At 29.0% G+C, this 25,886-nt stretch carries 27 protein-coding genes; all 27 read left to right on the plus strand.

The features are described from left to right. The first annotated feature begins 728 nt into the window (after nt 1-728). The 27 genes from comJ (at nt 729) to E4O01_RS04155 (ending at nt 25,818) form a co-directional block, all read left to right on the plus strand. Nucleotides 729-1,163, plus strand: a complete 435-nt coding sequence (comJ, locus tag E4O01_RS04030; protein WP_253687609.1) for a competence protein ComJ — start codon at nt 729-731, stop codon at nt 1,161-1,163. Between the two features lie 153 nt (nt 1,164-1,316). Beyond that, nucleotides 1,317-1,658 carry a hypothetical protein gene (locus E4O01_RS04035; RefSeq protein WP_253694568.1) on the plus strand — a complete coding sequence of 114 codons (342 nt, stop codon included), beginning with the start codon at nt 1,317-1,319 and terminating at the stop codon, nt 1,656-1,658. 119 nt (nt 1,659-1,777) lie between these two features. After that, nucleotides 1,778-2,044, plus strand: a complete 267-nt coding sequence (locus E4O01_RS04040) for a type II toxin-antitoxin system Phd/YefM family antitoxin (protein ID WP_371819633.1) — start codon at nt 1,778-1,780, stop codon at nt 2,042-2,044. Further along, a complete protein-coding gene (locus tag E4O01_RS04045) occupies nt 2,034-2,348 on the plus strand; it encodes a type II toxin-antitoxin system RelE/ParE family toxin (RefSeq protein WP_253694570.1) in 315 nt (104 codons plus the stop codon). Before E4O01_RS04040 ends, E4O01_RS04045 begins: the two co-directional genes overlap by 11 nt. 166 nt (nt 2,349-2,514) lie before the next feature. Further along, nucleotides 2,515-3,459 (plus strand): hypothetical protein, encoded by a 945-nt coding sequence (locus E4O01_RS04050; RefSeq protein ID WP_253694573.1) that lies wholly within the window; start codon nt 2,515-2,517, stop codon nt 3,457-3,459. Between the two features lie 83 nt (nt 3,460-3,542). Next, on the plus strand, nt 3,543-3,866 hold the full coding sequence (locus E4O01_RS04055) for a hypothetical protein (RefSeq protein WP_253730174.1): 324 nt from the start codon (nt 3,543-3,545) through the stop codon (nt 3,864-3,866). Nucleotides 3,867-4,532: 666 nt separating this feature from the next. After that, the gene (locus tag E4O01_RS04060; RefSeq protein ID WP_253730175.1) at nt 4,533-5,222 is read left to right on the plus strand and encodes a hypothetical protein; all 690 of its coding nucleotides are present in this window, start codon (nt 4,533-4,535) and stop codon (nt 5,220-5,222) included. A gap of 127 nt (nt 5,223-5,349) precedes the next feature. After that, nucleotides 5,350-5,634: a hypothetical protein gene (locus E4O01_RS04065; RefSeq protein WP_253694575.1), complete on the plus strand. Its 285-nt coding sequence runs from the start codon at nt 5,350-5,352 to the stop codon at nt 5,632-5,634. A 1,126-nt stretch (nt 5,635-6,760) separates the two neighbouring features. Next, nucleotides 6,761-7,240: a hypothetical protein gene (locus E4O01_RS04070; RefSeq protein WP_253694576.1), complete on the plus strand. Its 480-nt coding sequence runs from the start codon at nt 6,761-6,763 to the stop codon at nt 7,238-7,240. Nucleotides 7,241-8,551: 1,311 nt separating this feature from the next. Beyond that, complete coding sequence (locus tag E4O01_RS04075) at nt 8,552-8,770, plus strand: transposase (RefSeq protein ID WP_253730176.1); 219 nt, start codon at nt 8,552-8,554, stop codon at nt 8,768-8,770. Between the two features lie 44 nt (nt 8,771-8,814). Beyond that, complete coding sequence (locus E4O01_RS04080; protein ID WP_253730177.1) at nt 8,815-8,973, plus strand: transposase; 159 nt, start codon at nt 8,815-8,817, stop codon at nt 8,971-8,973. An 84-nt stretch (nt 8,974-9,057) separates the two neighbouring features. Further along, nucleotides 9,058-9,423 (plus strand): transposase, encoded by a 366-nt coding sequence (locus tag E4O01_RS04085; protein ID WP_371922613.1) that lies wholly within the window; start codon nt 9,058-9,060, stop codon nt 9,421-9,423. 29 nt (nt 9,424-9,452) lie between these two features. Further along, nucleotides 9,453-9,560: a hypothetical protein gene (locus E4O01_RS14745; protein ID WP_231577530.1), complete on the plus strand. Its 108-nt coding sequence runs from the start codon at nt 9,453-9,455 to the stop codon at nt 9,558-9,560. Nucleotides 9,561-11,065: 1,505 nt separating this feature from the next. After that, nucleotides 11,066-11,278 (plus strand): hypothetical protein, encoded by a 213-nt coding sequence (locus E4O01_RS04090; protein WP_253694578.1) that lies wholly within the window; start codon nt 11,066-11,068, stop codon nt 11,276-11,278. Between the two features lie 10 nt (nt 11,279-11,288). Continuing rightward, nucleotides 11,289-11,459 (plus strand): hypothetical protein, encoded by a 171-nt coding sequence (locus E4O01_RS04095; RefSeq protein ID WP_253694579.1) that lies wholly within the window; start codon nt 11,289-11,291, stop codon nt 11,457-11,459. Between the two features lie 1,404 nt (nt 11,460-12,863). Continuing rightward, nucleotides 12,864-13,199: a hypothetical protein gene (locus tag E4O01_RS04100; protein WP_253687591.1), complete on the plus strand. Its 336-nt coding sequence runs from the start codon at nt 12,864-12,866 to the stop codon at nt 13,197-13,199. A gap of 187 nt (nt 13,200-13,386) precedes the next feature. Further along, nucleotides 13,387-14,226, plus strand: a complete 840-nt coding sequence (locus E4O01_RS04105; protein ID WP_253694580.1) for a cytochrome c oxidase assembly factor Coa1 family protein — start codon at nt 13,387-13,389, stop codon at nt 14,224-14,226. Nucleotides 14,227-14,426: 200 nt separating this feature from the next. Continuing rightward, a complete protein-coding gene (locus E4O01_RS04110; protein WP_253694581.1) occupies nt 14,427-15,101 on the plus strand; it encodes a hypothetical protein in 675 nt (224 codons plus the stop codon). 207 nt (nt 15,102-15,308) lie between these two features. After that, nucleotides 15,309-15,653 (plus strand): type II toxin-antitoxin system RelE/ParE family toxin, encoded by a 345-nt coding sequence (locus tag E4O01_RS04115; RefSeq protein ID WP_253686726.1) that lies wholly within the window; start codon nt 15,309-15,311, stop codon nt 15,651-15,653. A gap of 9 nt (nt 15,654-15,662) precedes the next feature. Next, nucleotides 15,663-15,968: a helix-turn-helix domain-containing protein gene (locus E4O01_RS04120; RefSeq protein ID WP_253677613.1), complete on the plus strand. Its 306-nt coding sequence runs from the start codon at nt 15,663-15,665 to the stop codon at nt 15,966-15,968. 943 nt (nt 15,969-16,911) lie between these two features. Further along, a complete protein-coding gene (locus E4O01_RS04125) occupies nt 16,912-17,595 on the plus strand; it encodes an NYN domain-containing protein (RefSeq protein WP_253694582.1) in 684 nt (227 codons plus the stop codon). Beyond that, nucleotides 17,592-19,865, plus strand: coding sequence for an NACHT domain-containing protein (locus E4O01_RS04130; RefSeq protein ID WP_253694583.1), 2,274 nt, complete (start codon nt 17,592-17,594; stop codon nt 19,863-19,865). The genes E4O01_RS04125 and E4O01_RS04130 overlap by 4 nt, the downstream gene beginning before the upstream one ends. Before the next feature lie 971 nt (nt 19,866-20,836). After that, the gene (locus tag E4O01_RS04135; RefSeq protein WP_253694584.1) at nt 20,837-22,195 is read left to right on the plus strand and encodes an MATE family efflux transporter; all 1,359 of its coding nucleotides are present in this window, start codon (nt 20,837-20,839) and stop codon (nt 22,193-22,195) included. A gap of 294 nt (nt 22,196-22,489) precedes the next feature. After that, nucleotides 22,490-22,987 carry a hypothetical protein gene (locus E4O01_RS04140; RefSeq protein ID WP_253694585.1) on the plus strand — a complete coding sequence of 166 codons (498 nt, stop codon included), beginning with the start codon at nt 22,490-22,492 and terminating at the stop codon, nt 22,985-22,987. A 1,115-nt stretch (nt 22,988-24,102) separates the two neighbouring features. Then, nucleotides 24,103-24,564, plus strand: coding sequence for a hypothetical protein (locus E4O01_RS04145; RefSeq protein WP_253694586.1), 462 nt, complete (start codon nt 24,103-24,105; stop codon nt 24,562-24,564). Between the two features lie 186 nt (nt 24,565-24,750). Then, the gene (locus E4O01_RS04150) at nt 24,751-25,209 is read left to right on the plus strand and encodes a hypothetical protein (protein ID WP_253694587.1); all 459 of its coding nucleotides are present in this window, start codon (nt 24,751-24,753) and stop codon (nt 25,207-25,209) included. A 279-nt stretch (nt 25,210-25,488) separates the two neighbouring features. Further along, entirely contained in the window at nt 25,489-25,818 is a 330-nt protein-coding gene (locus E4O01_RS04155) for a hypothetical protein (protein WP_253694588.1), read from the plus strand. Nucleotides 25,819-25,886: the final 68 nt, after the last annotated feature.

Raw genomic sequence — 25,886 nt, forward strand, 5'->3', positions numbered from 1 at the left:
TGGTAATTATAATAATTAACTTAGTAAGTAAAATAAAATTTTATCTTAGGATTTTAAAACTTATTAAGGAAATCAATGAATTATAAGTCCTTCGGACGGTCAGGGTATTTATAACAATTATTTGCTAAGTAAAGTAAAATTTTAGCCTTATAGTAAAATTGTTGATTTTTTAAATTTAATGATGAAAAGCTGTATAGGTTAAAAAATAAAGTCTAATTGTTAAGAATAAGCTTATATTTTTAAGATAATATTATTTATAAAAGTTTAGTTTTGTAAATAATAAAGCTTTATAGTAAAATTTTAAGTTTATTTATTAAATATAGTAAAAAAAAGCAAAATAGTGTAAAATTAAAAGCACAATTGTTAATATAAGCGGTTAAATAAAATAAAAGTGTCTAACACTCGCTTCAACCTGACATTGCGGAGTAGCCGCAAATGCAGGTTAAGCGAGACGTTAGAATGACGCTTCGCGCGGAGCAAAAAATAATATTACAATCATATGGACTGGGAAAATATTTAATTTCTGATAAAATTAGTGGCAAAATGGACAATTTTATAAGAAAATGATTTTTCGTTATATGATATGTAAAAGTAGAATGATATTCTATGGACAATTAGATAGTATTTATAATGATTTTATTATTGGTGACTATGTAATTATTTCAGTTGCTATATTATTTGATTGTCTTGAAACAAAAAGCGTTATAACATGCGATTAAGATAGTTAAATGGTTACAGTGGATATACTTTATAGGCAACTTGCAATATTTGTTGCCGATATGCCTAATCCTTATAATAAATGGTCATCAAAATCCCTTAATCAAGGTTTCGCATACCGGAAAGGATCTGTTTCATTTGATACAATTGAAGACGGTGAGTTTAAAATATTTATCAATGAAAAAGATAATTTAAAGATTAATGATATAATTCGAAAAATAATTGTTCCGTTAAAAACCAAAAATGGTTTTGAGCTTGGGTCAATTATTTCCACGATTAAAATTGATGCAAAACCAGGAGATTATTCAATTGAATATAGTCTTTATAAAAATAAAATAATTCATATCCAAATACGAAAAGAAGTTATCAGCCCAAAAATACTAATAATGCAAGATAAAGATGATATACAAGATATAGAACTTTTTTTGAATGAAGAAAAAGCTTAAAAAATATTCTAACACCCGCTTCAACCTGACATTGCGGAGGAGCCGCAAATGCAGGTTAAGCGAATGTTAGGTTGACCTGCCTGAAGGCAGGCAGGTGCGGAACCAGCCTATAACATTTATTTCGACTGAAAAATAAATTTATAGGAGATTTTTATGGACGAATTTGTAGAACGCCTTGCAGGTATAGGAATTCCAGCATTGGTTTTTATAATCGTAATGAGTAGTACCGGTCTTGCAGGTGCAGCAGCAGTAACATCGACATTGGCATTACTTGGTCCCGGTGGAATGATAGGTGGAGTTATAACATTAATAGTTATAGGAGCCGGTTCTTCAGTAATAGCCAAATATGGGTATGAAACTATTATTTCTGCAACTTGTAAAAAAATAATGGAAAAAGAACATCTTTCAAAAGATGATATGTGTGCAAGGATAGATTCATATTATATTACTAAAGGCTTACGAGAAAAAATAAAAGCAAAAATTAGAGAATCATAAGTTTTGGTTTTCTCCCTATGATTATATGAAAATTCATAGGAGTTTTACTGTTTTATTATAAAAAAGTATTTATTATAGACATAAAGGTATTATTATGGTATAATAAAACCATTAAGGAGATGCATATGCCGCAAATAGTACCAATTCGCGACTTAAAAAATACGAGTGCGATTTCAAATCTTTGTCATGAAACAAATGAGCCGATTTTTATAACAAAAAATGGCTATGGTGATATGGTTATTATGAGTATGGAAACATATGAAGGAAATGCTTTTTTTAATGATCTTTATAGTAATTTGGAAGAAGCAGAAATAGATTTGCAAAACGACAGGGTTTCCGATATTGATGAGGCTATAGAGGAGATAAAAAGTCGCTATGATTTATGATATTCAAATCACTGATAAGGCAAAGAGAGATTTGAATGAAATTGTAAAATATATAAAAGAAATACTTGTAAATCCAGACGCTGTATCAAGTTTATTAGATGATTTTTTTAGACAAAAATCTTTTTTAGCTGAAAATCCATATATGTTTCCTCGATGTTCTATTTTGAAATTACATAAGAAAGGGTATCATCGTTTTATATTTAAGAATAATTATATAGCATTATATTTAATTGATGATAATAAAAAAGTAGTTACTATAATGCATATATTTTATGCAAAACGTGATTATGGAAAATTATTATAAATACCTAACACCCGCTTCAACCTGACATTTGTTTGTCATAAAACTTGCTTAATGTGCCTTTTCGGCACCGCAAGTTTTACGCCAACTTTGCCTTGCGCTTCGCGTCGGCAAAGGTACAAATGCAGGTCAAGCGTTAGTTAAGCAGACCCTTCGGGCGGAAGATAATATGAATGAAGAATATTTATCACGAATTAAAAAAGCTCAAAATGAAGATGCGAAAATGCAGGTATTCAGTGAAATAATCGTAGAGAATACACTAAAAAGTAAAAACATTGAATATACTAAAGATAAAAAAATAAATGGAAATAAGGATGTGGATTTTCAAGTTAATTATGACAATTGGATTTACAATATTGAAATAAAGACACCTGGATTTATTAGGCGATTAAATACGGATATATTGTATTATTCTGTTGATTATCGTATAGATAATTTTGATCATAATCTAATTAAAACCGAGATTATTCCAAATTTATATAATAAGACTTCTGATAAGATGAATTATAAACAATACAGTATATTAACAAGGGAGGATTATCGACTTGAAGAATATTTGAAACTAATGAAAAGCAAAATAAATAAGGCTGATCATACTACGAATGTATTATTTATTTCTTTATATGACAGTCAGCATCTATGTGAATATTTCAAATTACTTGCTGATACCAATTCTTTAATAGACAGAATACTTAAGCATCGAGAATATGAAGATATTCACATAATCATTTTAGTTTGTTTTATAAAAAAAATTAAAGATAGTTCATATAATGATGAATTGTGTTTGGATGGAACAGATTGTTTCTTTTATGAAAATATGCATTCAAATCAGTATCATAAAGATGAATATATTTCAAAGCATACAAATCTTCTAAACATATTTCCCAATTTTACACTTTTTTTTAATTCTGAGTATGAAAAGTATAGATGTGCTGAGCTATCAGCTCAAAGGCTATTTCCAATACATATAATAGAATATTTAAAAAATAACCAGTATGTAAAATTTCAAGAAGATAATATCGAAAAATATATTGGATCAACTTTTCAATGTTCAATTAAAACAATGTTTCTGGAAAACAGCAATATAAGATATATATTTATTAGAGATGCCTAACACCCGCTTCAACCTGCCATTGCGGATGAGCCGCAAATGCAGGTTAAGCGAATGTTAAGCAGACCCTTCGGGCGGAAGATAATATGAATGAAGAATATTTATCACGAATTAAAAAAGCTCAAAATGAAGATGCGAAAATGCAGGTATTCAGTGAAATAATCGTAGAGAATACACTAAAAAGTAAAAACATTGAATATACTAAAGATAAAAAAATAAATGGAAATAAGGATGTGGATTTTCAAGTTAATTATGACAATTGGATTTACAATATTGAAATAAAGACACCTGGATTTATTAGGCGATTAAATACGGATATATTGTATTATTCTGTTGATTATCGTATAGATAATTTTGATCATAATCTAATTAAAACCGAGATTATTCCAAATTATATAATAAGACTCTGATAAGATGAATTATAAACAATACAGTATATTAACAAGGGAGGATTATCGACTTGAAGAATATTTGAAACTAATGAAAAGCAAAATAAATAAGGCTGATCATACTACGAATGTATTATTTATTTCTTTATATGACAGTCAGCATCTATGTGAATATTTCAAATTACTTGCTGATACCAATTCTTTAATAGACAGAATACTTAAGCATCGAGAATATGAAGATATTCACATAATCATTTTAGTTTGTTTTATAAAAAAAATTAAAGATAGTTCATATAATGATGAATTGTGTTTGGATGGAACAGATTGTTTCTTTTATGAAAATATGCATTCAAATCAGTATCATAAAGATGAATATATTTCAAAGCATACAAATCTTCTAAACATATTTCCCAATTTTACACTTTTTTTTAATTCTGAGTATGAAAAGTATAGATGTGCTGAGCTATCAGCTCAAAGGCTATTTCAATACATATAATAGAATATTTAAAAATAACCAGTATGTAAAATTCAAGAAGATAATATCGAAAATATATTGGATCAACTTTTCAATGTTCAATTAAAACAATGTTTCTGGAAAACAGCAATATAAGATATATATTTATTAGAGATGCCTAACACCCGCTTCAACCTGCCATTGCGGATGAGCCGCAAATGCAGGTTAAGCGAATGTTAGGCGGATTGCCCAATGGGCAACGAGAAAAAAATGAAAAAAATATATTCATTATAGGATTTATGTTTATGGGATTAATATCATGTTTTGTTAAAACAAGAGAAGAAAAATTTTGGAGTTGGTTTTGTAAAAAATCACAATTAATATATAATTATGAGGCAAGTCAAGAAGAAATTTTTGATGAACTTCAAATTCAATTACATAAAATAAATCCCGATCTAACATTTGAAATTAGTTCTGTAAAAAATGGAAAAAGAGAGTTTATAATTAGTGCAGATGGAATATTAGATGCATTTCCTGCAGTAGAAAAATTGTATTCATTAAAACCGGAATTATCAGAATGGACTTTTATTGAATTCCGCCCGAGAAGAAAAATAGAGAATTCAATTAAAATAGGAGATAAAGAACTTCATCCAAATGATGTAAGATTTATGTTTATAAACGATGAAGATAAAAGTAAAGTAGGGATTGTTCTTTTTTGCAATGGATATACTGAGAATGAATATGACATTTATAGTCGAATTGGTTTTTTATTTCTTGATGAATGTCTAGGAGAATATGATGTAGAAAAATTTATTGGAACAATAATAATACAAGGTTTTGATAGTGAATATTTTAACGATTCAATAAAAATAGATTTTTTAGCAACTGAGTTTGATAAAATAAAAGCAAATATAATTAAATAGTATCTAGTTCGATTTGAAAATAACGCCTAACACCCGCTTCAACCTGACATTGCGGACGAGCCACAAATGCAGGTTAAGCGAATGTTATGTGGGCACCCCTTAGGGTGCAAGGATTAAAATAAGAAAAATGAAATTAGTTTTTTCAAATATTTATTTTTATTCCATTTTAGATGAAGAAAGTTTTGAATTTTATTTAAAAAATATATCAAATAAAATTGAACGAATTGGTTCTAAAATAATTATTCAAATAGAAAAAAAATCTTTAACAAAAGAAAAGCTAAGAAATATTTTTGGTTTAATAGAAAGATATTGTATTACCGTTGACAATATAGAAGACTTAATTTCAAATAAAAATAAAGACTACATTCTTAATCCTGCTATGTTTTGGTATAAATATTTTACTAAAAAATAAACTAATGACTTAGATAATTAATATTTATTCTATTTCTATTATTCTATTGATTGTTTTATTTTGATTTTTTTATTAATTTTGTAATTTATTATTTACTAAAAAAATAAATAAATGTTGTATAGCTCAACAAGGTGAATTGCATAATATTAAAAGGCTAGAAAAAATAAAAAATACAATTATTATATTTTTATTATGTCTATGTGTAAAAACATATTTTATAGATAAAAGTAGTGAATTTAGAAAAATTCAAATATTATAACTAGTGCGTTAGAAGAATATAATGATTATATAGGAGAAGAAGTTTTCAATTATAGAGGAATTTGGAAAGGAGTTTATATAATTGAATATAATACGAAATAACACATAACACCCGCTTCAACCTGACATTGCGGACAAGCCGCAAATGCAGGTTAAGCGAATGTTAGACGGATTGCTCATAGAGCAACAAAAAGGAAAAAATGAATAGATTTTATAAAGTTTTCAATTTAGGTTTATTTATATATAATCTTTTTATAATCGTTGGAATAGCGTTAGCGGTAAGTGCATCAAATGTTGATTTTATGATGTATTATTTAGCTCTTAACGGCGATAGGGTATTTTTTCAATGGAGTATTATATTTATTTTATTTTTAATTGCATTTTTGTTTTATCTTAAAAATAGTGTTAATAGAAAAATGTAATATTTTCAATAACTGTAATAAACTATTATCTTACGTATCTTTGCATGTTTACACATACACCTGATGTTTTCACATTCTCTGATGTAATATTTTTCACAAAAAGATTTTTTTTGCATATGCCTTTAATGTATTACTAGTTTATTTTGCAAGGATTATCATATATCATTGCAGCAATAGTAAAGAATAAAAAACAATTACGGGAATTTAGAATAAACACTTGATTAAGTGTTTATCGACTAATTTTTTTATGGGTAAGTTTATTACCTTTTTTATTATTTGATGAAACTAATGCAATACATTTAAAAGAATTTATTATTGGACTTATATTAGTTGCTTTAATTTGCTTTATTATTAGTTTTATGATAGAATTACCAATAGATTTTATTTTAAGCAAGGACTTATCTAAAGGCGAGCGTTAGACACTCATCTTCGGTAGAGATAATAGTATGAAAACAATAATTTATAAAACACCAGAAATAGATTTCTATACTTATTTAAATGATTGGCTTCCATTCGTTTGTGACGATCCATCAAAATATAATTTTGCATTAACTGAAGTTGAAACAAATTGTAACCAATATTTACTTGATGAATGGAAACTGCAAAAAGAAAGTATTGAATATTGGATCCCGGGAACTGAATTAGAAAGACTTTCAAAGGAGACAAAAATACAATTTATTTGGGCTGTATTTTCAGCGATACCAAAAAAATATTCAATCGAAGAACTTTCAGTAGATAATAATTTTTACATAGATGGAAATAGTAATATATGCAAAGATGTAAATACAAAATATATACATGAAGCAATATTTGAAATTGTAGCATTTGATAGTTCTTTTTTTATAATACAATCAGACGATAATGAGATACATAATAGATTTAAAGAAAAATATGAGAATGCAAAAGACATAAAAGAAATCGTCTAACACCCGCTTCAACGCTGACATTTGTTTTGTCATAAAACTTGCTTAATGTGCCTATACGGCACCGCAAGTTTTACGCCAACTTTGCCTTACGCTATACGCTTCAGGCAAAGACACAAATGCAGGTCAAGCGAATGTTAGACCGATGCCTTACGGCACGATAAACGGTAACTTTGAAAATGGAGTGCATTTTTTGTAAATTAAAGCGTAAAACCCAAATTAAAAGCTTAGGTTCTTTGAGTAAAGTTGTGTTTTATTATAATGGCTACTTGGATAAGGAAAATAAAACTTTCATCTTAGTTTTTTTAACTTGGTAAGGAAATCAACGAGTTAAAAGTCCTTCGGACGGTCTGTGTTTATAATAATTATTTTCTAAGGAAAATTAAAATTTATCTAAGTATTTTAAACTCGTTAAGGAAATCGACAAAATAAAAGTCCTTCGGACGGTCTGGTAATTATTATAATTATTTGTTAATGAAAATACAATTTTAGCTTTATAGTAAAATTGTTGATTTTTTAATTTAATGATGAAAAGCTGTATAGGTTAAAAAATAAAGTCTAATTGTTAAGAATAAGCTTATAATTTTAAGATAATATTATTTATAAAAGTTTAGTTTTGTAAATAATAAAGTTTTACAGTAAAATTTTAAGTTTATTTATTAAATATAGTAATAAAAAGCAAAATAGTGTAAAATTAAAAGCATAATTGTTAATATAAGCGATTAAATAAAATAAAAGTGTCTAACACCCGCTTCAACCTGACATTGCGGAGGAGCCGCAAATGCAGGTTAAGCGAATGTTAGACAGATGCCTAACGGCACAATTAACTGCAACTTTGAAAAAGTAGTGTGTATTTTTTTGTAAATTAAAGCGTAAAACCCAAGTTAAAAGCTTAGGTTCTTTGAATAAAGTTTTGTTTTATTATAATATCTATTTTGATAAGGAAAAATAAACTTTCATCTGAGGATTTTTAAACTCGTTAAGGAAATCAACAAAATAAAAGTCCTTTGGACGGTCTGTGTTTATAATAATTATTTTCTAAGGAAAATAAAGTTTTATCTGAGTGTTTTTAAACTTTTTAAGGAAATCAACGATTTAAAAGTCCTTCGGACGGTCTGTGTTTATAATAATTATTTTCTAAGGAAAATTAAAATTTATCTAAGTATTTTAAACTCGTTAAGGAAATCGACAAAATAAAAGTCCTTCGGACGGTCTGTGTTTATAATAATTATTTTCTAAGGAAAATTAAAATTTATCTAAGGGCACCTCTAAAAACCCCCTTTAAAAAAGATTAAAAAGATGATAAAATGAGGTATGAAACAAAAAGGATTATTTGATGAAGAAGATCGTTTAAGAGTATTAAGCAAGTTAGGAGATAGTCTTGAAAAATTAAACGAAAAAATAAATTGGGAAATATTCAAACCACTATTAAAAAAAGCATTAACCAAAGAGCCAAAAGGTTTAGGCGGAAGACCTGCATACGATTATGTACTGATGTTTAAAATAATAATCTTACAAAATTATACAACATAAGTGATGATCAAACGGAATATCAAATAAACGATCGGCTATCCTTTATGAGATTTTTAGGATTGGAATTAAAAGATAAAGTACCCGATGCAAAAACAATATGGCTTTTAAAGAAAAACTCATTGAAGGAGAGTATCAAAAAGTTATTTGAAAAGTTTGGAAAAGAATTAGCTAGAAATAACTTAATAGGAAAGAGGGAACGATAATAGATGCGACAATAGTAGAAGCTCCGATACAGCATAACAGCAAAGATGAAAATGAACAAATCAAAACGGAAAAATCCCTGAACAATGGCAAGAAGCAAAAATAAGGCAAAATTATCACAAAAAGACTGTGATGCTAGGTGGACAAAGAAGCACAAACGTAGCTATTACGGTTATAAAGATCATATAAAAGTAGATAAAAAAAGTAAGCTTATATTGAAAGCGACGGTAACAGCAGCCAATGTTCATGATAGTAGAGAGTTAAAAAATTTAGTTGAAAGGGAAGATGAAAGATTATACGCAGATAGTGCCTATATAGGAGAAGAAATAGACAGGATTTTAAAAGCGAAAGGAATAGAAGGGCAAATTTGTGAAAGAGGAGCAAGAGGAAAACCTCTTACTAAAAACCAAAAAATCGGTAACAGAAAAAATCAAAAATACGGGCGAGAGTAGAACATGTATTTGGCTTTATGATAAACTCAATGAAAGGTATCTATGTAAGAACGATAGGATTAGCTCGTGCAACATTTTCGATAATAATGATGAACTTAACATACAACTTATGCCGATATTGCTATCTAAAGAAATAAAATGAGGGAGCATATAGGTAATAAAATGAAAAGTAAGGGAACTAAGATAAAGAATCCAAGTTTTACACTAGACAATTTATAAAAAAGCTACTAAAATAATAAATAGGTACACTAAAAAATAGGTTTTTAGAGGTGCCCCTAAGTATTTTAAACTCGTTAAGGAAATCGACAAAATAAAAGTCCTTCGGACGGTCTGGTAATTATTATAATTATTTGTTAATGAAAATAAAATTTTAGCTTTATAGTAAAATTGTTGATTTTTTAATTTAATGATGAAAAGCTGTATAGGTTAAAAAATAAAGTCTAATTGTTAAGAATAAGCTTATAATTTTAAGATAATATTATTTATAAAAGTTTAGTTTTGTAAATAATAAAGCTTCATAGTAAAATTTTAAGTTTTTTTATTTATTAAATATAGTAATAAAAAGCAAAATAGTGTAAAATTAAAAGCATAATTGTTAATATAAGCGATTAAATAAACTAAAAGTGTCTAACACTCGCTTCAACCTGACATTGCGGAGTAGCCGCAAATGCAGGTTAAGCGAATGTTAGACCGATGTCTTACGGCACGATTAACTGTAACTTTGAAAAATGGGATGCATTTTTTTGTAAATTAAAGCGAAAACCCAAATTAAAAGCTTAGGTTCTTTGAATAAAGTTGTGTTTTATTATTATCTACTTGGATAAGAAAAATAAATTTTTATCTAAGAATTTTAAAACTTGCTAAGTAAATCAACAAAATAAAAGTCCTTCGGACGGTCTGGTAATTATAATAATTAACTTGTTAAGAAAAATAAACTTTTGTCTTAGGGTTTTAAACTCGTTAAGGAAAACAACAAATAAAAGTCCTTCGGATGGTCTGGTAATTATAATAATTAACTTGGTAAGGAAAATAAATCTTGTATCTTAGGATTTTAAAACTTATTAAGGAAATCAATGAATTATAAGTCCTTCGGACGGTCATGGTGATTATAATAATTAACTTGTTAAGGAAAAATAAAGTTTTATCTTAGGATTTTATAACTCGTTTAGTAAATCAACAAAATAAAAGTCCTTCGGACGGTCATGGTAATTATTATAATTATTTGCTAAGTAAAGTAAAATTTTAGCTTTATAGTAAAATTGTTGATTTTTTAATTTAATGATGAAAAGCTGTATAGGCTAAAAAAAGTCTAATTGTTAAGAATAAGCTTATAATTTTAAGATAATATTATTTATAAAAGTTTAGTTTTGTAAATAATAAAGCTTCATAGTAAAATTTTAAGTTTTTTTATTTATTAAATATAGTAATAAAAAGCAAAATAGTGTAAAATTAAAAGCATAATTGTTAATATAAGCGATTAAATAAACTAAAAGTGTCTAACACCCGCTTCAACCTGACATTGCGGAGTAGCCGCAAATGCAGGTTAAGCGAATGTTAGGTTGACCAGCCTAAAGGCAGGCAGGTGCGGAACCGACCTATAACATTTATTTCGATCTAAAAATAAATTTATAGGAGGCCAAGTATGGCTAGAAAGTATCATGAGTGTCTCGATGATATTGGTAATCGGATTATTGAAGTAGGATATCGAAAGGCTAAGTTAAATGGAACAAAACCAATTGATGAAATTAACAAACGTTGGGAATCTATGTTTGGTACGATATATAAACATACCCCAAAGCGACCTAAGACAGATGGTTTATCTAATTTACTTTCAAAAGTCTTAGAAAAGTTTTAGGAGGTGTTTTATGTCTGATACTACAACTTGTATAAAATGTGGAGCTGAAGGAGCATACTTTGATGGTTGGTGTTATGTTTGCGAGGAATGTGGTTACGAATGGGGTGATCAAGAAATAGATGATGATGATGATGATGATGATGATGATGATGATGATGATGATGATGATGATGATGATTAGGTAAGTTTATTTACCTCTGTATGATTACATTATGATATGATGTAATCATACAGTTTCTGGGTAGAGTAATTTTTTTATCGATATTAGCAATGACTTTCGAATTTAAATTATTAAGATGCAATTAAAGTATTATGTAGTAAGCTTTTTATAGAAGCATACAAGATTTATTAAAATAAATAAGTAAATTAATATTGAAGTATATATAGAATTAAATTATTATAGAAATAGTATTACATTATATAAAAACTTAATATTATTTAAATTTAGAAAAATAAAGTTAAATAATAGTATAAAAAATGAAAGTAATTAATGAATAATACTTTTATATGTTTTGATATATTATTATAAAATATAAGAATTGCAATGGATAAGTAAAGAGTTATAAAAATTTTATATATTAAATATAAATGAATGTATGAAGTATTATAATAATTATTTTAAGTAAAAATGGGGTAGAATTATTTTTTTTTCTAAAATTATAGTATATTATTAAATAATTATATACCTAACACCCGCTTCAACCTGACATTGCGGACAAGCCGCAACGCAGGTTAAGCGGTAGTTAGACAGATGCCTTACGGCACAATTAACTGCAACTTTGAAAAAATGGTGCGTGTTTTTTGTAAATTAAAGTGTGTAAAACCCAAATTAAAAGCTTAGGTTCTTTCGAGTAAAGTTGTGTTTTATTATAGTGGCTACTTGGATAAGGAAAATAGAACTTTTATCTGAGAATTTTAAAACTAGTTTAGGAATTCAACGAGTTAAAAGTCCTTCGGACGGTCTGGTAATTATAATAATTACTTTCTAAGGAAAAATAACTTTTATCTGAGTGTTTTTAAACTTTTTAAGGAAATCGACGAGTTAAAAGTCCTTCGGACGGTCATGGTAATTATTATAATTATTTGCTAAGTAAAGTAAAATTTTAGCTTTATAGTAAAATTGTTGATTTTTTAATTTAATGATGAAAAGCTGTATAGGCTAAAAAAAGTCTAATTGTTAAGAATAAGCCTATGATATTTTATAAAAGATTAGTTTTGTAAATAATATAGAATTATAGTTAAATAAATAGTTTTTAGTATATGCGTTAAGTAATATGAAAGTTATATATGCAAATAATAAAGCTTTATAGTAAAATTTTAAGTTTTTTATTTATTAAATATAGTAATAAAAAGCAAAATAGTGTAAAATTAAAAGCACAATTGTTAATATAAGCGATTAAATAAAATAAAAGTGTCTAACACCCGCTTCAACCTGACATTGCGGAGGAACCGCAAAGCAGGTTAAGCGAATGTTAGATTGACCTGCCTAAAGGCAGGCAGGTAATGGAACCAATCAAAACATTCCTTCGACAAAAAATAAAATGATTGCAGTAAAAAAGGATACTGCAAGAAGGAAGGATTAAAGATGAAACAGAAAAAAATAGTTTCAATGATTGGAACGCTTATATTAGCACTGATAAGCGTTGTATTAGTTGTTGGCTGCTCAACAGTAAGACCTATAGAAACAACAGCACAATTTCCAGCTGATGGAAGTAAGTATGTTATATTAGGTAGAGTAGAGTATAAAGGTAAATTGTCAGGATCCGGAGGTGGATACACAAAATTGCTTGAAGTTGCAAAAGAAATGTATCCTAAGGCTGATGATGTTGTTAATGTAGTCATTGATGGACGAGGAAAGAAAGGTAATTATGATTACATAATTCTTTCAGGTATAGCAATTGACTATGTTGAAGTAAAGTAGAATATTCATAGGAATAAAAAAGTAGTTTACATATAAAAGTTCCATAAAACGTGTAAACTACTTTTTAGCTATGTATTTAAAAATAATTTAGTAAAGAAATCTAACACTCGCTTCAACCTGACATTGCGGAGGAACCGCAAATGCAGGTTAAGCGAATGTTAGATTGACGCTTCGCGCAGAGGAAAAAATGGGAAAAATAATTGATTTTTTTGAAAAGAATGTAAAGCTCATTTTAGGAACTATTTTTGTTGTTTGCATCTTGAATTGTATTATTTGTATTTGCAAAGATATAAAACTACCAGAAGTATTATTAGGTTTTGTAATAAGTATCGGATTTTTCTTTATTGCATGGGGAATAACTTTTGTAGTTTTAGGTTTTCAAAAAATTAATCCATTCTGCCCAGAAGCAATTTTTAAGTTTTTTTGTTACTTCATTATAATAATGAGTGCACTTGGTATTATCTTTGGAATAATAAATGATACAATTCTTTGTTTAATCAAAGATAAAAACGATGTATTTCCTTTTGCATATTCTACATGTCCATTAGGTTTTATTTATGGAAGCATTTTTTTATATAGAAAAACTTTTGGTAAAGATAAAGAAATTGATGTGAAAATAAATATCGAAATTCCAGATGAAAGTAAAAAGAAAAAAATCATAAAATATGCTGTAATATTTGTAATTGGTTTTATTGGTGCTATAATTGTATGTATCTCTGCTTTTTCATTATTTAAAAACTCTGAGCCATATAAGTATTCACTGGAGCTTATTGAAAATAATCAGGATGTTATGGAATATCTTGGAGAAGAATATAAACTTCCAATTATAATTAGCGGTTCTATAAGTACAAATCAAAATGGAACAGGAAAAGCATCTCTTTCGTACAAAATAAAAGGGAAAAATGGTATTTCAAGAGTATATATCGATGCTGAAAAAGAAAATGGAATTTGGAAATATAACAAAGTGATTTTTTATAAAGAGAAAGGAAAAGCAGATTCAATAGATTTGCTTTTAAATAAAGAATAATAACCTAACACCCGCTTCAACCTGCCATTTGTTTTGTCATAAAACTTGCGTAATGTGCCTATACGGCACCGCAAGTTTTACGCCAACTTTGCCTCGCTATACGCGTCGGCAAAGCCGCAAATGCAGGTCAAGCGAATGTTATGATGACGCGCTAACGCGCGCAAAAAAGAAAAACATATTAAATGCAAAGAAATATTTATATGAAAGTAGTATATGAAACTAATGGAAAAGGATTTCTTGGTTGGATAGAAAATCTCCCTGGTGCCTATGTTCGAGGAAAAACAATAGAAGAAGCACGAAATAAATACGAAAGAGAAATTAAAGAATATAAACAATGGTTGGATATAGAAGTTAGTGAACTTGGTAAAATTTATGAAATAATTGTACATAGTGATTTGATGATTGAAGATGCTGATAGTAATGTTATTCTTGAAGTAGAGAAGAAAGAGTATGAGAATGAAAATGATTTTTATCATGAATGTGAGTTAGCATTGTTATCAGCAAAAAAGGTTGATAGTGTATATAGCAAATGTAAGAACAAAAATGTAATCGATGATAGTAAAGTGAGGAAAACATTTTATGGAAATGTATATTCTACAATATTTGAACAATATAAACATATATGTAATGTACAAAAATATTACTTAGGACAAGTAGATTTAGAAGCCGATATTGATCTTGATATCATAAAAGGAAGAAAAAATTGTATTGATGAATTAATAAAAAAATACAAAGAAGATGGAAATAGAGTATTTAAGAATGATGAAGAAGATTGGTCTATTAGAAAAGTGCTGCGGCGATTGATTTGGCATGATAGAATTCATGCCAAATCAATGGAAAGAATGGAATATAATATTACTAATAAACAAATTTAACATTCACTTATAAATTATCAGTGCATTAGAACAATAGTAATAATTTAAGTTTTGATTTATAAAAATTTAGGTATATGCGGGGATGTGCGGTAATAAAAGGCGATTATTTGATAGATAAAAGAAAAAATTAGCATATATTCATTTAATATATTAAATATTTTTATTTATCTATTGACAAATATGCACTATAATGCATATAATATAATTATGTGGAAAGTTAATGTAACGGAAGAATACGAAGAATGGTATAAATCTTTGGATAAGGATAGTATGTCAGAGTTGTACTATTTGACAGAACTTTTGAGATTAAATGGTCCTGAATTAAGCCGTCCATATGCGGATATTATCCATGGTTCAAAGAAGATAAAAAATTTAAAAGAATTAAGAGGCCGAACTTCTGAAACAGTTTTAAGAGTTTCTTTTTTCTTTGATAAGGAAAGAAAAGCAATTTTGCTTATAGGTGGGGATAAAAAAGGTGTAAATGAAAAGAAGTTTTATAAAGATTTAATAAAACGATCGGAAGAAATTGCTGAAAAATATGGATATATTTAGGAGGTTAATATGAAAGATGCGTTTGAAATGATGGAAAGATATATGAGTGAGGAAGAAGTAAATAAAGCAAAATTGAAAGCAGAAAGAGAAAATTTTTCAATCAAATTAGCTAGGATTAGAGAATTACAGGAACTTACTCAAAGCGAGATTGCAAATTTTAGTCAATCATCTGTTTCAAGATTAGAAAAAAGAAAGGATATAAAGCTATCAACACTTATTGATTATATTGATAGTATTGGAATGGGACTAGAAATAAAAATATATCCTAAATTAACTAATTCAAAAGTAAAAGAGGAAGTTTTATTAAGAACATAAGATATCCTAACATCCGCTTCAACCTGACATTGCGGAGTAGCCGCAAATGCAGGTTAAGCGAATGTTAGACCGATGCCTTACGGCACGATAAACTGTAACTTTGAAAATGGAGTGCATTTTTTGTAAATTAAAGTGTAAAACCCAAATTAAAAGCTTAGGTTCTTTGAGTAAAGTTGTGTTTTATTATAATGGCTACTTGGATAAGGAAAATAGAACTTTTATCTGAGAATTTTAAAACTAGTTTAGGAATTCAACGAGTTAAAAGTCCTTCGGACGGTCTGGTAATTATAATAATTAACTTGGTAAGGAAAATAAATCTTGTATCTTAGGATTTTAAAACTTATTAAGGAAATCAATGAATTATAAGTCCTTCGGACGGTCATGGTGATTATAATAATTAACTTGTTAAGGAAAAATAAAGTTTTATCTTAGAATTATAAAACTCGTTTAGGAAATCAACGAAATAAAAGTCCTTTGGACGGTCATGGTGATTATTATAATTAATTTAGTAAGTAAAATTAAAGTTTTAATGTTTGATTTTTAAAGATTTAGTAATTAAAAGCTATATAGGTTAAAAAATAAAGTCTAATTGTTAAGAATAAGCTTATAATTTTAAGATAATATTATTTATGAAAGTTTAATTTTGTAAATAATAAAGATTTATAGTAAAATTTTAAGTTTTTTTATTTATTAAATATAGTAATGAAAAGCAAAATAGTGTAAAATTAAAAGCATAATTGTTAATATAAGCGATTAAATAAAATAAAAGTGTCTAACACCCGCTTCAACCTGCCATTTGTTTTGTCACGAAAGTTGCTTGACGGTCGTCTACGGCTCCCTTTTTTATGCAACTTTCGCGCCAACTTTGCCTTACGCTATACGCGTCGGCAAAGCCACAAATGCAGGTTAAGCGAATGTTAGACGGATTAAATATGGAGAAATTATGCAGAATATAGCCATTGTATTAGTTGATTTTGATAATATTGATTATTCATTACGAACAGACTTACACCTGTTAGAAAACAGGTTGTTTTCAGCAGTATCGAAGATACAAAAATATGATGAGATAAATCTTCGGTTTTACGGTGGCTGGGATTATCAGAAGAAAGTATCTCGTTCCGCAGCATCAATTTCACCTTGGATTCATAGTTTTCCACACGTTATTAATCATACTGTGCTAAATGCAGAAATTGCAAGGTCATTGGCTTTTGAGAAAGTTAATCTTCCATTCACATATAGGTGTAGAAAAAAAAGAATAAATATTCAAGTTGATACATCACAAATTTGTGTTTCAAATAACACTTGTGATCTGTTTCGTATAAATCAAATTTTTGCGAATAAAAAATGCTCAAAATTGGGTTGCAACAAGTTATTAAATGAAGCGTTTCTGATTAATGAACAAAAACTGGTTGATACAATGATTGCTACAGATTTGCATTATTTTTCTACGCTATATAAAGATCACATTTTTTTAGTATCATCAGATGATGACTTTGTTCCCCCCATTCGATATTTATGTAATATGGGGTACAATATTAAAGTCATTCATACTCACCCGGTGCCATATCGCTATAAAAAAGATTATACCAAAAATATAGAGTCATTTATTGATGAAAGGAGCTTATGATGGATCATGATAAATTTATTGAAGTAGTATCTAACTTTTCAGTTTCAGAGCCTAGTATCAAAAAAGATGATATTTTATTAGAACTTGCAAGTGGTGAAATAATTAATATTAAAATTAAACTTTCAGAAGATAGTTCTGTTGAAAAAGTGATTGATGAAAATAATACTGAATTTACTCCAGAAGTATGGATATCTGAACGATTAGGAAGATTATCAACATTATCTCGATCAATGTTATCAACTTTAAGAAATAATATTGCTTTTGTATCTCCTGAAGTTGATTATGATCTTCATTGGGCTATCAGTGATCAACCAGAAGAAGGATTCTCCAGTGCATGTGATATCTTAAAAAAGATTGTTGATACAAAAAATCCATGGGAAAGCCATATCCTTTATATTACGTCTAATGCAGGTGAGGGAAAGACAACTGTCCTTGAAAAAATGGCTCTTGATTATGCTAAAGACTATAAACCAGGGAAAGGTAAATTAATTGTACCGATAGCACTGTCTGGGAAACCATTTATAAGATTTGATGATCTAATAATAGGAACATTAGCTAATCGATTTAAGTTTACCGGTTTCTTCTATGATTCTTTCATTTCTCTTGTTAAAATGAATATGATTATTCCGGCTTTTGATGGATTCGAAGAAATGTTTGTAGAATCTCCCTCAGGAGCTGCTATTAGTGCAATGATCGAGTTTATTAAAGAAATAAAAGGAAAAGGAACTGTATTAGTTGCTGCCAGATCTGCTTATTATGAATATCAAAATCTTACAACCCAAGCTAAATTATATGATGCTATATCTTCATATCCAGTTGCTTTCTCGAAAATAAAAATAAGAAGATGGAATGAAAAGCAGTTTGTGGATTATGGCAAAGGATGTGGATTTATAACAGAGGATTCATTATCACTATATTCATCGATAAAGGGAATATTTGGTGAAAACCATCCTATATTAACGAGAGCTGTACTAGCCAGTAAACTATATAGTTCATTTGAAGAAACAAAAAATATCAATGACTTATTATCAACAGCTTCAAGTGACTATAATGAATTTTATTATAAATTTGTTTATGCAATAACTGCACGAGAAGCGAACAAGTGGCTAACAAAGAAAACAACTATTTCCATTCCTGTGTTAACTCTTGATCAACATATAAAATTGTTATCTATGATTGCACGTGAGATGTGGACTGCTCGTTCTGAAATTTTAAATAAGGATGTAATCGATATGCTGGCTGATCTTTTTATCGAAACAGAGAAATTAGGTGCAGACGAGGCCTGGCAAATAAAAAACAGAATTAGAGATCATGCAATACTCAGAATGACTGATTCAAATAAAAACTACTTTGAATTTGATCACGAAGATTTTTATCACTTTTTCTTGGGAGAAATGCTAAGTGGCCTCATTATAAATAAAGACTACAGCGATCTTTTTAATATCATGAGACGAAATAGATTACCAAAGGGAGCTCTAGATGCTTGTGTATATAAATTGCATAATAGAATACCAGAAAACATACTTTCGGACATCAGTGAAAAAGCCCAGCAGGAACAGCGATCATCTTATGCTAGAGAGAATGCTTCTTATTTAATGCTATTATTAAATAATTTATTAAATAAGCATGTAGAAATATCGGGTATTAGTTTTGAAGCAGAGCCATTAAACAGTATAAACATTTCTGATGTTTGTTTTAATGAATGTATTTTTACTGCTCTAAAAATATCAAAAATAAAAGAAAAAGTTATGTTTAACAACTGTAATATCATTAAACTAGAAATCGATTCTAGTGATAAAAACAATGTGCAAATAATTGGAAGTACAGCTATTAATTCACTTCACAACATACTTGAAGATGTTGTCGAGTATTCTCCAAGTATGATTAGATCAATATTACAATCTAAATACGGTTTTTCTTTTATTAGGAAAGAAAATTCTCTTTTTGAAGAAATAGAAGTAGCACAATCAGATGAATTGATTCAATTATTTGAAAAAATTATAAGAATGTTTTTTAACCGGATTGAGATCAATTCTGATATTCTTAAACTAAAACTCGGTACTGCAAAGTATAAAATATTTTGGGAAAATATTTATCCGAAAATTAAAGATATTGTATTAGATGAAGTGCCGTACAGAGGAGGTGGTACACAAAAACGGATCAGAATAATATGTCGTATGGAAATAATACAAAAAGCTTTAGAGACAGCAGAAGGAGATTTTGAAAAACTAATAACATTTATTTCGAATACTAAAAAGAAAACTGTCTAACACCCGCTTCAACCTGACATTTATTTTGTCACGAAAGTTGCTTGGACGGTCGCCTACGGCTCCCTTTTGATGCAACTTTCGCGCCAACTTTGCCGCCGCTATGCGCGTCGACAAAGGCACAAATGCAGGTTAAGCGAATGTTAGATGGATGCCTAACGGCACAATTAACAAAAGTAGGGTGTATTTTTTTGTAAATTAAAGTGTAAAACCCAAATTAAAAGCTTAGGTTCTTTGAGTAAAGTTATGTTTTATTATAATATTTACTTGGATAAGAAAAATAAATTTTTATCTAAGAATTTTAAAACTTGCTAAGGAAATCAACGAGTTAAAAGTCCTTCGGACGGTCTGGTAATTATGATAATTACTTTCTAAGGAAAAATAACTTTTATCTGAGTGTTTTTAACCTTTTTAAGGAAATCGACGAGTTAAAAGTCCTTCGGACGGTCTGTGTTTATAATAATTGCTTTCTACAGAAAATTAAAATACATCTAAGTATTTTAAACTCGTTAAGGAAATCAATAAAATAAAAGTCCTTCGGACGGTCATGGTAATTATAATAATTAACTTGTTAAGTAAAATAAAACTTTTATCTAAGGATTTTAAAACTAGTTAAGAAAATCAACGAAATAAAAGTCCTTCGGACGGTCACGGTAATTATTATAGTTATTTGTTAAGTAGTAATAAAATTTTAGCCTTACAGTAAAATTTTAAGCTTTTTTTATTGAATATGTAGTAATAAAAGCGAAATAGTGTAAGATTAAGAGGATAATTGTTAAGATAAGTGGGATAGGTAAAATAAAATCATCTAACACCCGCTTCAACCTGACATTGCGGACGAGCCGCAAAGCAGGTTAAGCGAATGTTAGACGGACGCCCCAAATTGGGGCGCAGAAAATAAATTTACCCATTCAATTTGCCTTTTTTGTTGTTTAAATACAGGCATAGAATATTGAAAAATGGAGAATTAATAAATGAATGAAAGCAGAATAAAAATTTTGAAAGAAGAAAATATTAACAAAGCACTTTTTAAGCTGGGTATTCCTATGGTTATCAGCTTGTTAGTAGCAGCTTTATATAATGTTGTAGACACATACTTTGTGTCTGGATTGGGAAAAGAGGCTGTTGCCGCTGTTTCTGTTGCATTTCCAATTCAACTTATTTTTCTAGGTATAGGCTTAACATTTGGTGCAGGAGCAGGTTCTTATATATCAAGATTACTTGGAGGCAATAATAGAAAAGAAGCAAATGTTGTAGCTACAGTTTCTCTATTTTCCAGTATGATTTTAGGAATAATAACATCTATTGCATTGTTTGGTTATTTAGAGAGTGTTTTGAGATTCATGGGCGCAATTCCCTCTATTATGGAACTTTCAAAATCCTATACAGACATATTTATAGTGGGTGGTGTTTTAGGAGCAATCAATGTAACACTTGGGAATTTGGCTGTTGCACAAGGAGCTGCTAAAATTTCTTTAAGAGCTATGATTATAGGCTCTGTATCAAATATGATTTTAGATCCAATATTCATATTCGGATTGAATTTAGGAGTAAGAGGTGCTGCTATTGCAACACTAATAGCTAGAGTGATAACAAGTATGATATATGTTATTTACTTTATAGGAGATAAAAATTTAATTGAAATAAAAGTATATAATTTCAAGCCTACTATTGCGATTTACAAAGAGATCTTGAAGATAGGAATTTCCATGTTAATACTTCAGCTCTTGCAAACCATATCCATGAGCAAAATATCCTATGCCGTTTCTTTCTATGGCGAAGAAGCAATTGCTGCAATGGGTATTGTTCTTAGAATTGTAACATTGGGAGCAAATATTGTATTTGGATATATGAAAGGTTTGCAACCCTTAGCAGGTTTTAATTATGGAGCAAAAAATTATGGACGAGTGCAAGAAGCTATAAAAGCGAGCATTAAATGGACAAATATATTTTGTGTAGCGTGGACTCTGGTAATCTATGTATTTGCATCAAATATATTATCTATATTTGGAACTGATGAAGGCGTGATAAGTATAGCAATTCCGGCATTAAGAGCGGGTGTAATAATGTTTGTAACATTTGGATTCCAATTTAGCTACTCTACATTGTATTTATCTATAGGAAAAGCATTAGACGGAGTATTTTTAAATTCATTAAGACAAGGAATTGTATTTATACCTATCATTTTATTGTTGCCTAAATTTATGGGATTGAATGGTGTGATATATGCTCAAGCAATCTCAGATTTATTGACAACGATAATCACAATTCCTTTTGCTGTTAGTGTTCATAAAAAATTGAAATTGAAAACAAAGGGAAATTTATCATTTTGAGATAGATATAGCAGAAAAAATTAAGAAGCGTCTAACACTCGCTTCAACCTGACATTTGTTTTGGCACGAAAGTTGCTTAAGGCGGTCATTGCTAACGCAATTCTCTTTTTTATGCAACTTTCGTGCCAACTTTGCTGACGCTATACGCTTCGGCAAAGACACAAATGCAGGTTAAGCAAATGTTAGATTGACCTGCCTAAAGGCAGGCGGGTAACGGAACCAATCGAAGCATTCTTTCGACGAAAAATAAAAATAATTGCAATGAAAAAAGACATTGCAAGAAGGAAGGTCGAAATGAAACAAAAAAGATTGGTTTCAATGATTGGAATGTTGGTAGTACTTATTAGTGCTTTATTTATGATTACAGGGTGTCCCAATAAACCTTTAGGAAAACCTCAATATACAAAAGAAAATTTTGTATTAAAATTTAAGAATGAAAGCGGCAAAAAGTGTTATGTAGAAATAAGTGGTCGCTCATACTCTACAGAAACAGTTATTGCTAATGGTGAAAACTGGGAGAGTTCTTTTGATTTTCCGCCTGTATTAAAAACTGAAATACCTAGTGATGGCACCGAAAAATCCATAACTGTTAAGGATGTTGTTGTAAGTGGAAAAAGTCCTAATCTAGGCTACTTCTATAATCCAAGATTTACCATTGAAGTGATATCTGATAGTTCTATGTATAGGGGTAAGCTGGAGGATTTTAATAGTAAATCAAAAACTCAATATACAGGAGGAACTTTCCACATAAAATTAGACGGAAATACCTTTAAACTTGATTTTATAAATTAAAAACATAAGAGGAAAGTATAGCTATGAGTAAAGGTAAGCCAATAAAACCGGCTGATACTCAATCAAATATGCAAAATCCGAATAAGGGTACAGCCGGTACAAATCGTCAGTATGACCAAAATTAAGGTAATCCTGGCGAACAGCTAATCCAAATAGAAAAGGGAAGTAATTTTAGTATATGTAGTAATAAGTTCCGTGATTATTACATATACCATTTATTTATTGGTTAATAATAAATCTAACACCCGCTTCAACCTGACATTGCGGAGTAGCCGCAAATGCAGGTTAAGCGAATGTTAGACAGATGCCTTACGGCACAATTAACTGCAACTTTGAAAAAATGGTGCGTGTTTTTTGTAAATTAAAGTGTGTAAAACCCAAATTAAAAGCTTAGGTTCTTTCGAGTAAAGTTGTGTTTTATTATAGTGGCTACTTGGATAAGGAAAATAGAACTTTTATCTGAGAATTTTAAAACTAGTTTAGGAATTCAACGAGTTAAAAGTCCTTCGGACGGTCTGGTAATTATAATAATTACTTTCTAAGGAAAAATAACTTTTATCTGAGTGTTTTTAAACTTTTTAAGGAAATCGACGAGTTAAAAGTCCTTCGGACGGTCATGGTAATTATTATAATTATTTGCTAAGTAAAGTAAAATTTTAGCTTTATAGTAAAATTGTTGATTTTTTAATTTAATGATGAAAAGCTGTATAGGCTAAAAAAAGTCTAATTGTTAAGAATAAGCCTATGATATTTTATAAAAGATTAGTTTTGTAAATAATATAGAATTATAGTTAAATAAATAGTTTTTAGTATATGCGTTAAGTAATATGAAAGTTATATATGCAAATAATAAAGCTTTATAGTAAAATTTTAAGTTTTTTATTTATTAAATATAGTAATAAAAAGCAAAATAGTGTAAAATTAAAAGCATAATTGTTAATATAAGCGATTAAATAAACTAAAAGTGTCTAACACCCGCTTCAACCTGACATTGCGGAGGAGCCGCAAATGCAGGTTAAGCGAATGTTATGCTCACATGCTACTGGTGTGGTTGCTAAAGAAAAAGTACGAGACTTTCGTCGCTTGTAAAAAAAGTAATTTTAGATGGAGATTAAATGATATTTAAAGAAATCAAAAAAGGTTCAACATGGGTTGAAGTTGATTATATGGCAACATGGAAATATGGATATGATTTTATTCTGGATGCCGTTCAAGTTTTAATCGATATGGATTTCAAAGATAATACCCAAAAAGCAGCTACTTTTTTTATTGCTGGAGCCCCCGATGAAGATCATATCGAGGAATTAAGAAAATCAAACCTTAAAGTAAGAGAATGTCCTGTATTTCAAAAAGAATGCGGGGGAATTTCGATTGCAGGAAGCAGCTCATTTATGGAGGTCTCATTTCAAATTTGTTTCTTTAACCAGACTAATGTTATTAAATTGTTTTGTCCGGTAAAAGAATACTTCGAAAAAAATGGCGATCGGGTCTTTGATAACTATCTTAATAGTATTGAAATAAAAGCATATTGTGCAGATACAGAAAGAAGAATAAGAGACGAATTGAAAATAAATTAAAGAAATAAGGCACATAACATCGTTTTCAAAGCCGACAAACCGGTCAAGCCGGTTTGCGGTTTAAAACAATGTTAGATTGACCTGCCTAAAGGCAGGCAGGTAATGGAACCAATCAAAACATTCCTTCGACAAAAAATAAAATAATTGCAGTGAAAAAAAGGACACTGCAAGAAGGAAGGATTAAAGATGAAACAGAAAAAAATAGTTTCAATGATTGGAGCATTAGTTTTAATAATTAGTGCAGTAGTGTTAATTACAGGTTGTCCTAATAAGCCGGCGGAATATACAAAAGAAGATTTCGTTTTAAAATTTAAAAATGAAAGCGGTCAAAAGTGTTATGTGGAAATACACGGTTGGTCATACGATAAAATCAATGTTCACGTTAGTTTTCCTGATGTGTTAAAAACTGAAATACCTGTAGGCAGTGAAAAAAATATAACTGTTAAAGATGTCGTTGTAAGCGAAAAAACTTCTAAACGAATTGAGCCATATAATCAACATTTTATGATCTTAGTGGTGTCTGACAGTCCTATGTATAGCGGCAAATGGCACAATTTTGATAGTAAATCCAAAACTCAATATACAGAAGGAACTTTCCATATAAAACTAGAAGGAAGCACCTTTAAGGTTGATTATACAAACTGATAATCAATCAAATATGCGAAAACCCAATAAGGTATAGCTGGTACAAATCGTCAGTATGACCAAAATTAAGGTAATCCTGGCGAACAGCTAATCCAAATAGAAAAGGGAAGTAATTTTAGTATATGTAGTAATAAGTTCCGTGATTATTACATATACCATTTATTTATTGGTTAATAATAAATCTAACACCTGCTTCAACCTGACAAACGGGACTGAGCCCGTTTGCAGGTTAAGCGGATGTTATACGGACGCCCGCTGGGCGCTGTGATGGGATAATAAATGAGAAAAATTACAATTATATTTATATTATTTTGTATAGTATTTGTTTCATGTTCACAAAAACAAATTCCATTTAACAAAAAACAATGGGTGAGAGAAAAAAATCGATTTTATATGACCGATTCGCTTATTAAAAATTTAAATGAAGATAAACCGAAAAGAGCTGAAATATTTGATTTGCTTGGAACACCAGAACTTGAAGGACGAATTAAAGATACAGAAGTCTCTTATTGGTTAAAATCTGATGGTTTTCTTGCTATGTGGGAATTATATATTTATTTTGATGATAATGGAAACTTTGAATCCGCTGTGGTTGCATATGCCGATTAAAAAACAAAGAAGTATCTTTTCAGTAAGTCAAGATCGCTGAAAAAATAAATTGAACTTTAAGATTCAGC

It is taken from the genome of Treponema sp. OMZ 790 (genome assembly GCF_024181285.1).
GTDB lineage: Bacteria > Spirochaetota > Spirochaetia > Treponematales > Treponemataceae > Treponema_B.

Coding starts and splice junctions, on each gene's coding strand:
- comJ (WP_253687609.1), top strand. CDS start 729: ATGGTTACAGTGGATATACTTTATAGGCAACTTGCAATATTTGTTGCC.
- E4O01_RS04035 (WP_253694568.1), top strand. CDS start 1,317: ATGGACGAATTTGTAGAACGCCTTGCAGGTATAGGAATTCCAGCATTG.
- E4O01_RS04040 (WP_371819633.1), top strand. CDS start 1,778: ATGCATATGCCGCAAATAGTACCAATTCGCGACTTAAAAAATACGAGT.
- E4O01_RS04045 (WP_253694570.1), top strand. CDS start 2,034: ATGATTTATGATATTCAAATCACTGATAAGGCAAAGAGAGATTTGAAT.
- E4O01_RS04050 (WP_253694573.1), top strand. CDS start 2,515: ATGAATGAAGAATATTTATCACGAATTAAAAAAGCTCAAAATGAAGAT.
- E4O01_RS04055 (WP_253730174.1), top strand. CDS start 3,543: ATGAATGAAGAATATTTATCACGAATTAAAAAAGCTCAAAATGAAGAT.
- E4O01_RS04060 (WP_253730175.1), top strand. CDS start 4,533: ATGTTAGGCGGATTGCCCAATGGGCAACGAGAAAAAAATGAAAAAAAT.
- E4O01_RS04065 (WP_253694575.1), top strand. CDS start 5,350: ATGAAATTAGTTTTTTCAAATATTTATTTTTATTCCATTTTAGATGAA.
- E4O01_RS04070 (WP_253694576.1), top strand. CDS start 6,761: ATGAAAACAATAATTTATAAAACACCAGAAATAGATTTCTATACTTAT.
- E4O01_RS04075 (WP_253730176.1), top strand. CDS start 8,552: ATGAAACAAAAAGGATTATTTGATGAAGAAGATCGTTTAAGAGTATTA.
- E4O01_RS04080 (WP_253730177.1), top strand. CDS start 8,815: ATGAGATTTTTAGGATTGGAATTAAAAGATAAAGTACCCGATGCAAAA.
- E4O01_RS04085 (WP_371922613.1), top strand. CDS start 9,058: ATGGCAAGAAGCAAAAATAAGGCAAAATTATCACAAAAAGACTGTGAT.
- E4O01_RS14745 (WP_231577530.1), top strand. CDS start 9,453: ATGAAAGGTATCTATGTAAGAACGATAGGATTAGCTCGTGCAACATTT.
- E4O01_RS04090 (WP_253694578.1), top strand. CDS start 11,066: ATGGCTAGAAAGTATCATGAGTGTCTCGATGATATTGGTAATCGGATT.
- E4O01_RS04095 (WP_253694579.1), top strand. CDS start 11,289: ATGTCTGATACTACAACTTGTATAAAATGTGGAGCTGAAGGAGCATAC.
- E4O01_RS04100 (WP_253687591.1), top strand. CDS start 12,864: ATGAAACAGAAAAAAATAGTTTCAATGATTGGAACGCTTATATTAGCA.
- E4O01_RS04105 (WP_253694580.1), top strand. CDS start 13,387: ATGGGAAAAATAATTGATTTTTTTGAAAAGAATGTAAAGCTCATTTTA.
- E4O01_RS04110 (WP_253694581.1), top strand. CDS start 14,427: ATGAAAGTAGTATATGAAACTAATGGAAAAGGATTTCTTGGTTGGATA.
- E4O01_RS04115 (WP_253686726.1), top strand. CDS start 15,309: ATGTGGAAAGTTAATGTAACGGAAGAATACGAAGAATGGTATAAATCT.
- E4O01_RS04120 (WP_253677613.1), top strand. CDS start 15,663: ATGAAAGATGCGTTTGAAATGATGGAAAGATATATGAGTGAGGAAGAA.
- E4O01_RS04125 (WP_253694582.1), top strand. CDS start 16,912: ATGCAGAATATAGCCATTGTATTAGTTGATTTTGATAATATTGATTAT.
- E4O01_RS04130 (WP_253694583.1), top strand. CDS start 17,592: ATGATGGATCATGATAAATTTATTGAAGTAGTATCTAACTTTTCAGTT.
- E4O01_RS04135 (WP_253694584.1), top strand. CDS start 20,837: ATGAATGAAAGCAGAATAAAAATTTTGAAAGAAGAAAATATTAACAAA.
- E4O01_RS04140 (WP_253694585.1), top strand. CDS start 22,490: ATGAAACAAAAAAGATTGGTTTCAATGATTGGAATGTTGGTAGTACTT.
- E4O01_RS04145 (WP_253694586.1), top strand. CDS start 24,103: ATGATATTTAAAGAAATCAAAAAAGGTTCAACATGGGTTGAAGTTGAT.
- E4O01_RS04150 (WP_253694587.1), top strand. CDS start 24,751: ATGAAACAGAAAAAAATAGTTTCAATGATTGGAGCATTAGTTTTAATA.
- E4O01_RS04155 (WP_253694588.1), top strand. CDS start 25,489: ATGAGAAAAATTACAATTATATTTATATTATTTTGTATAGTATTTGTT.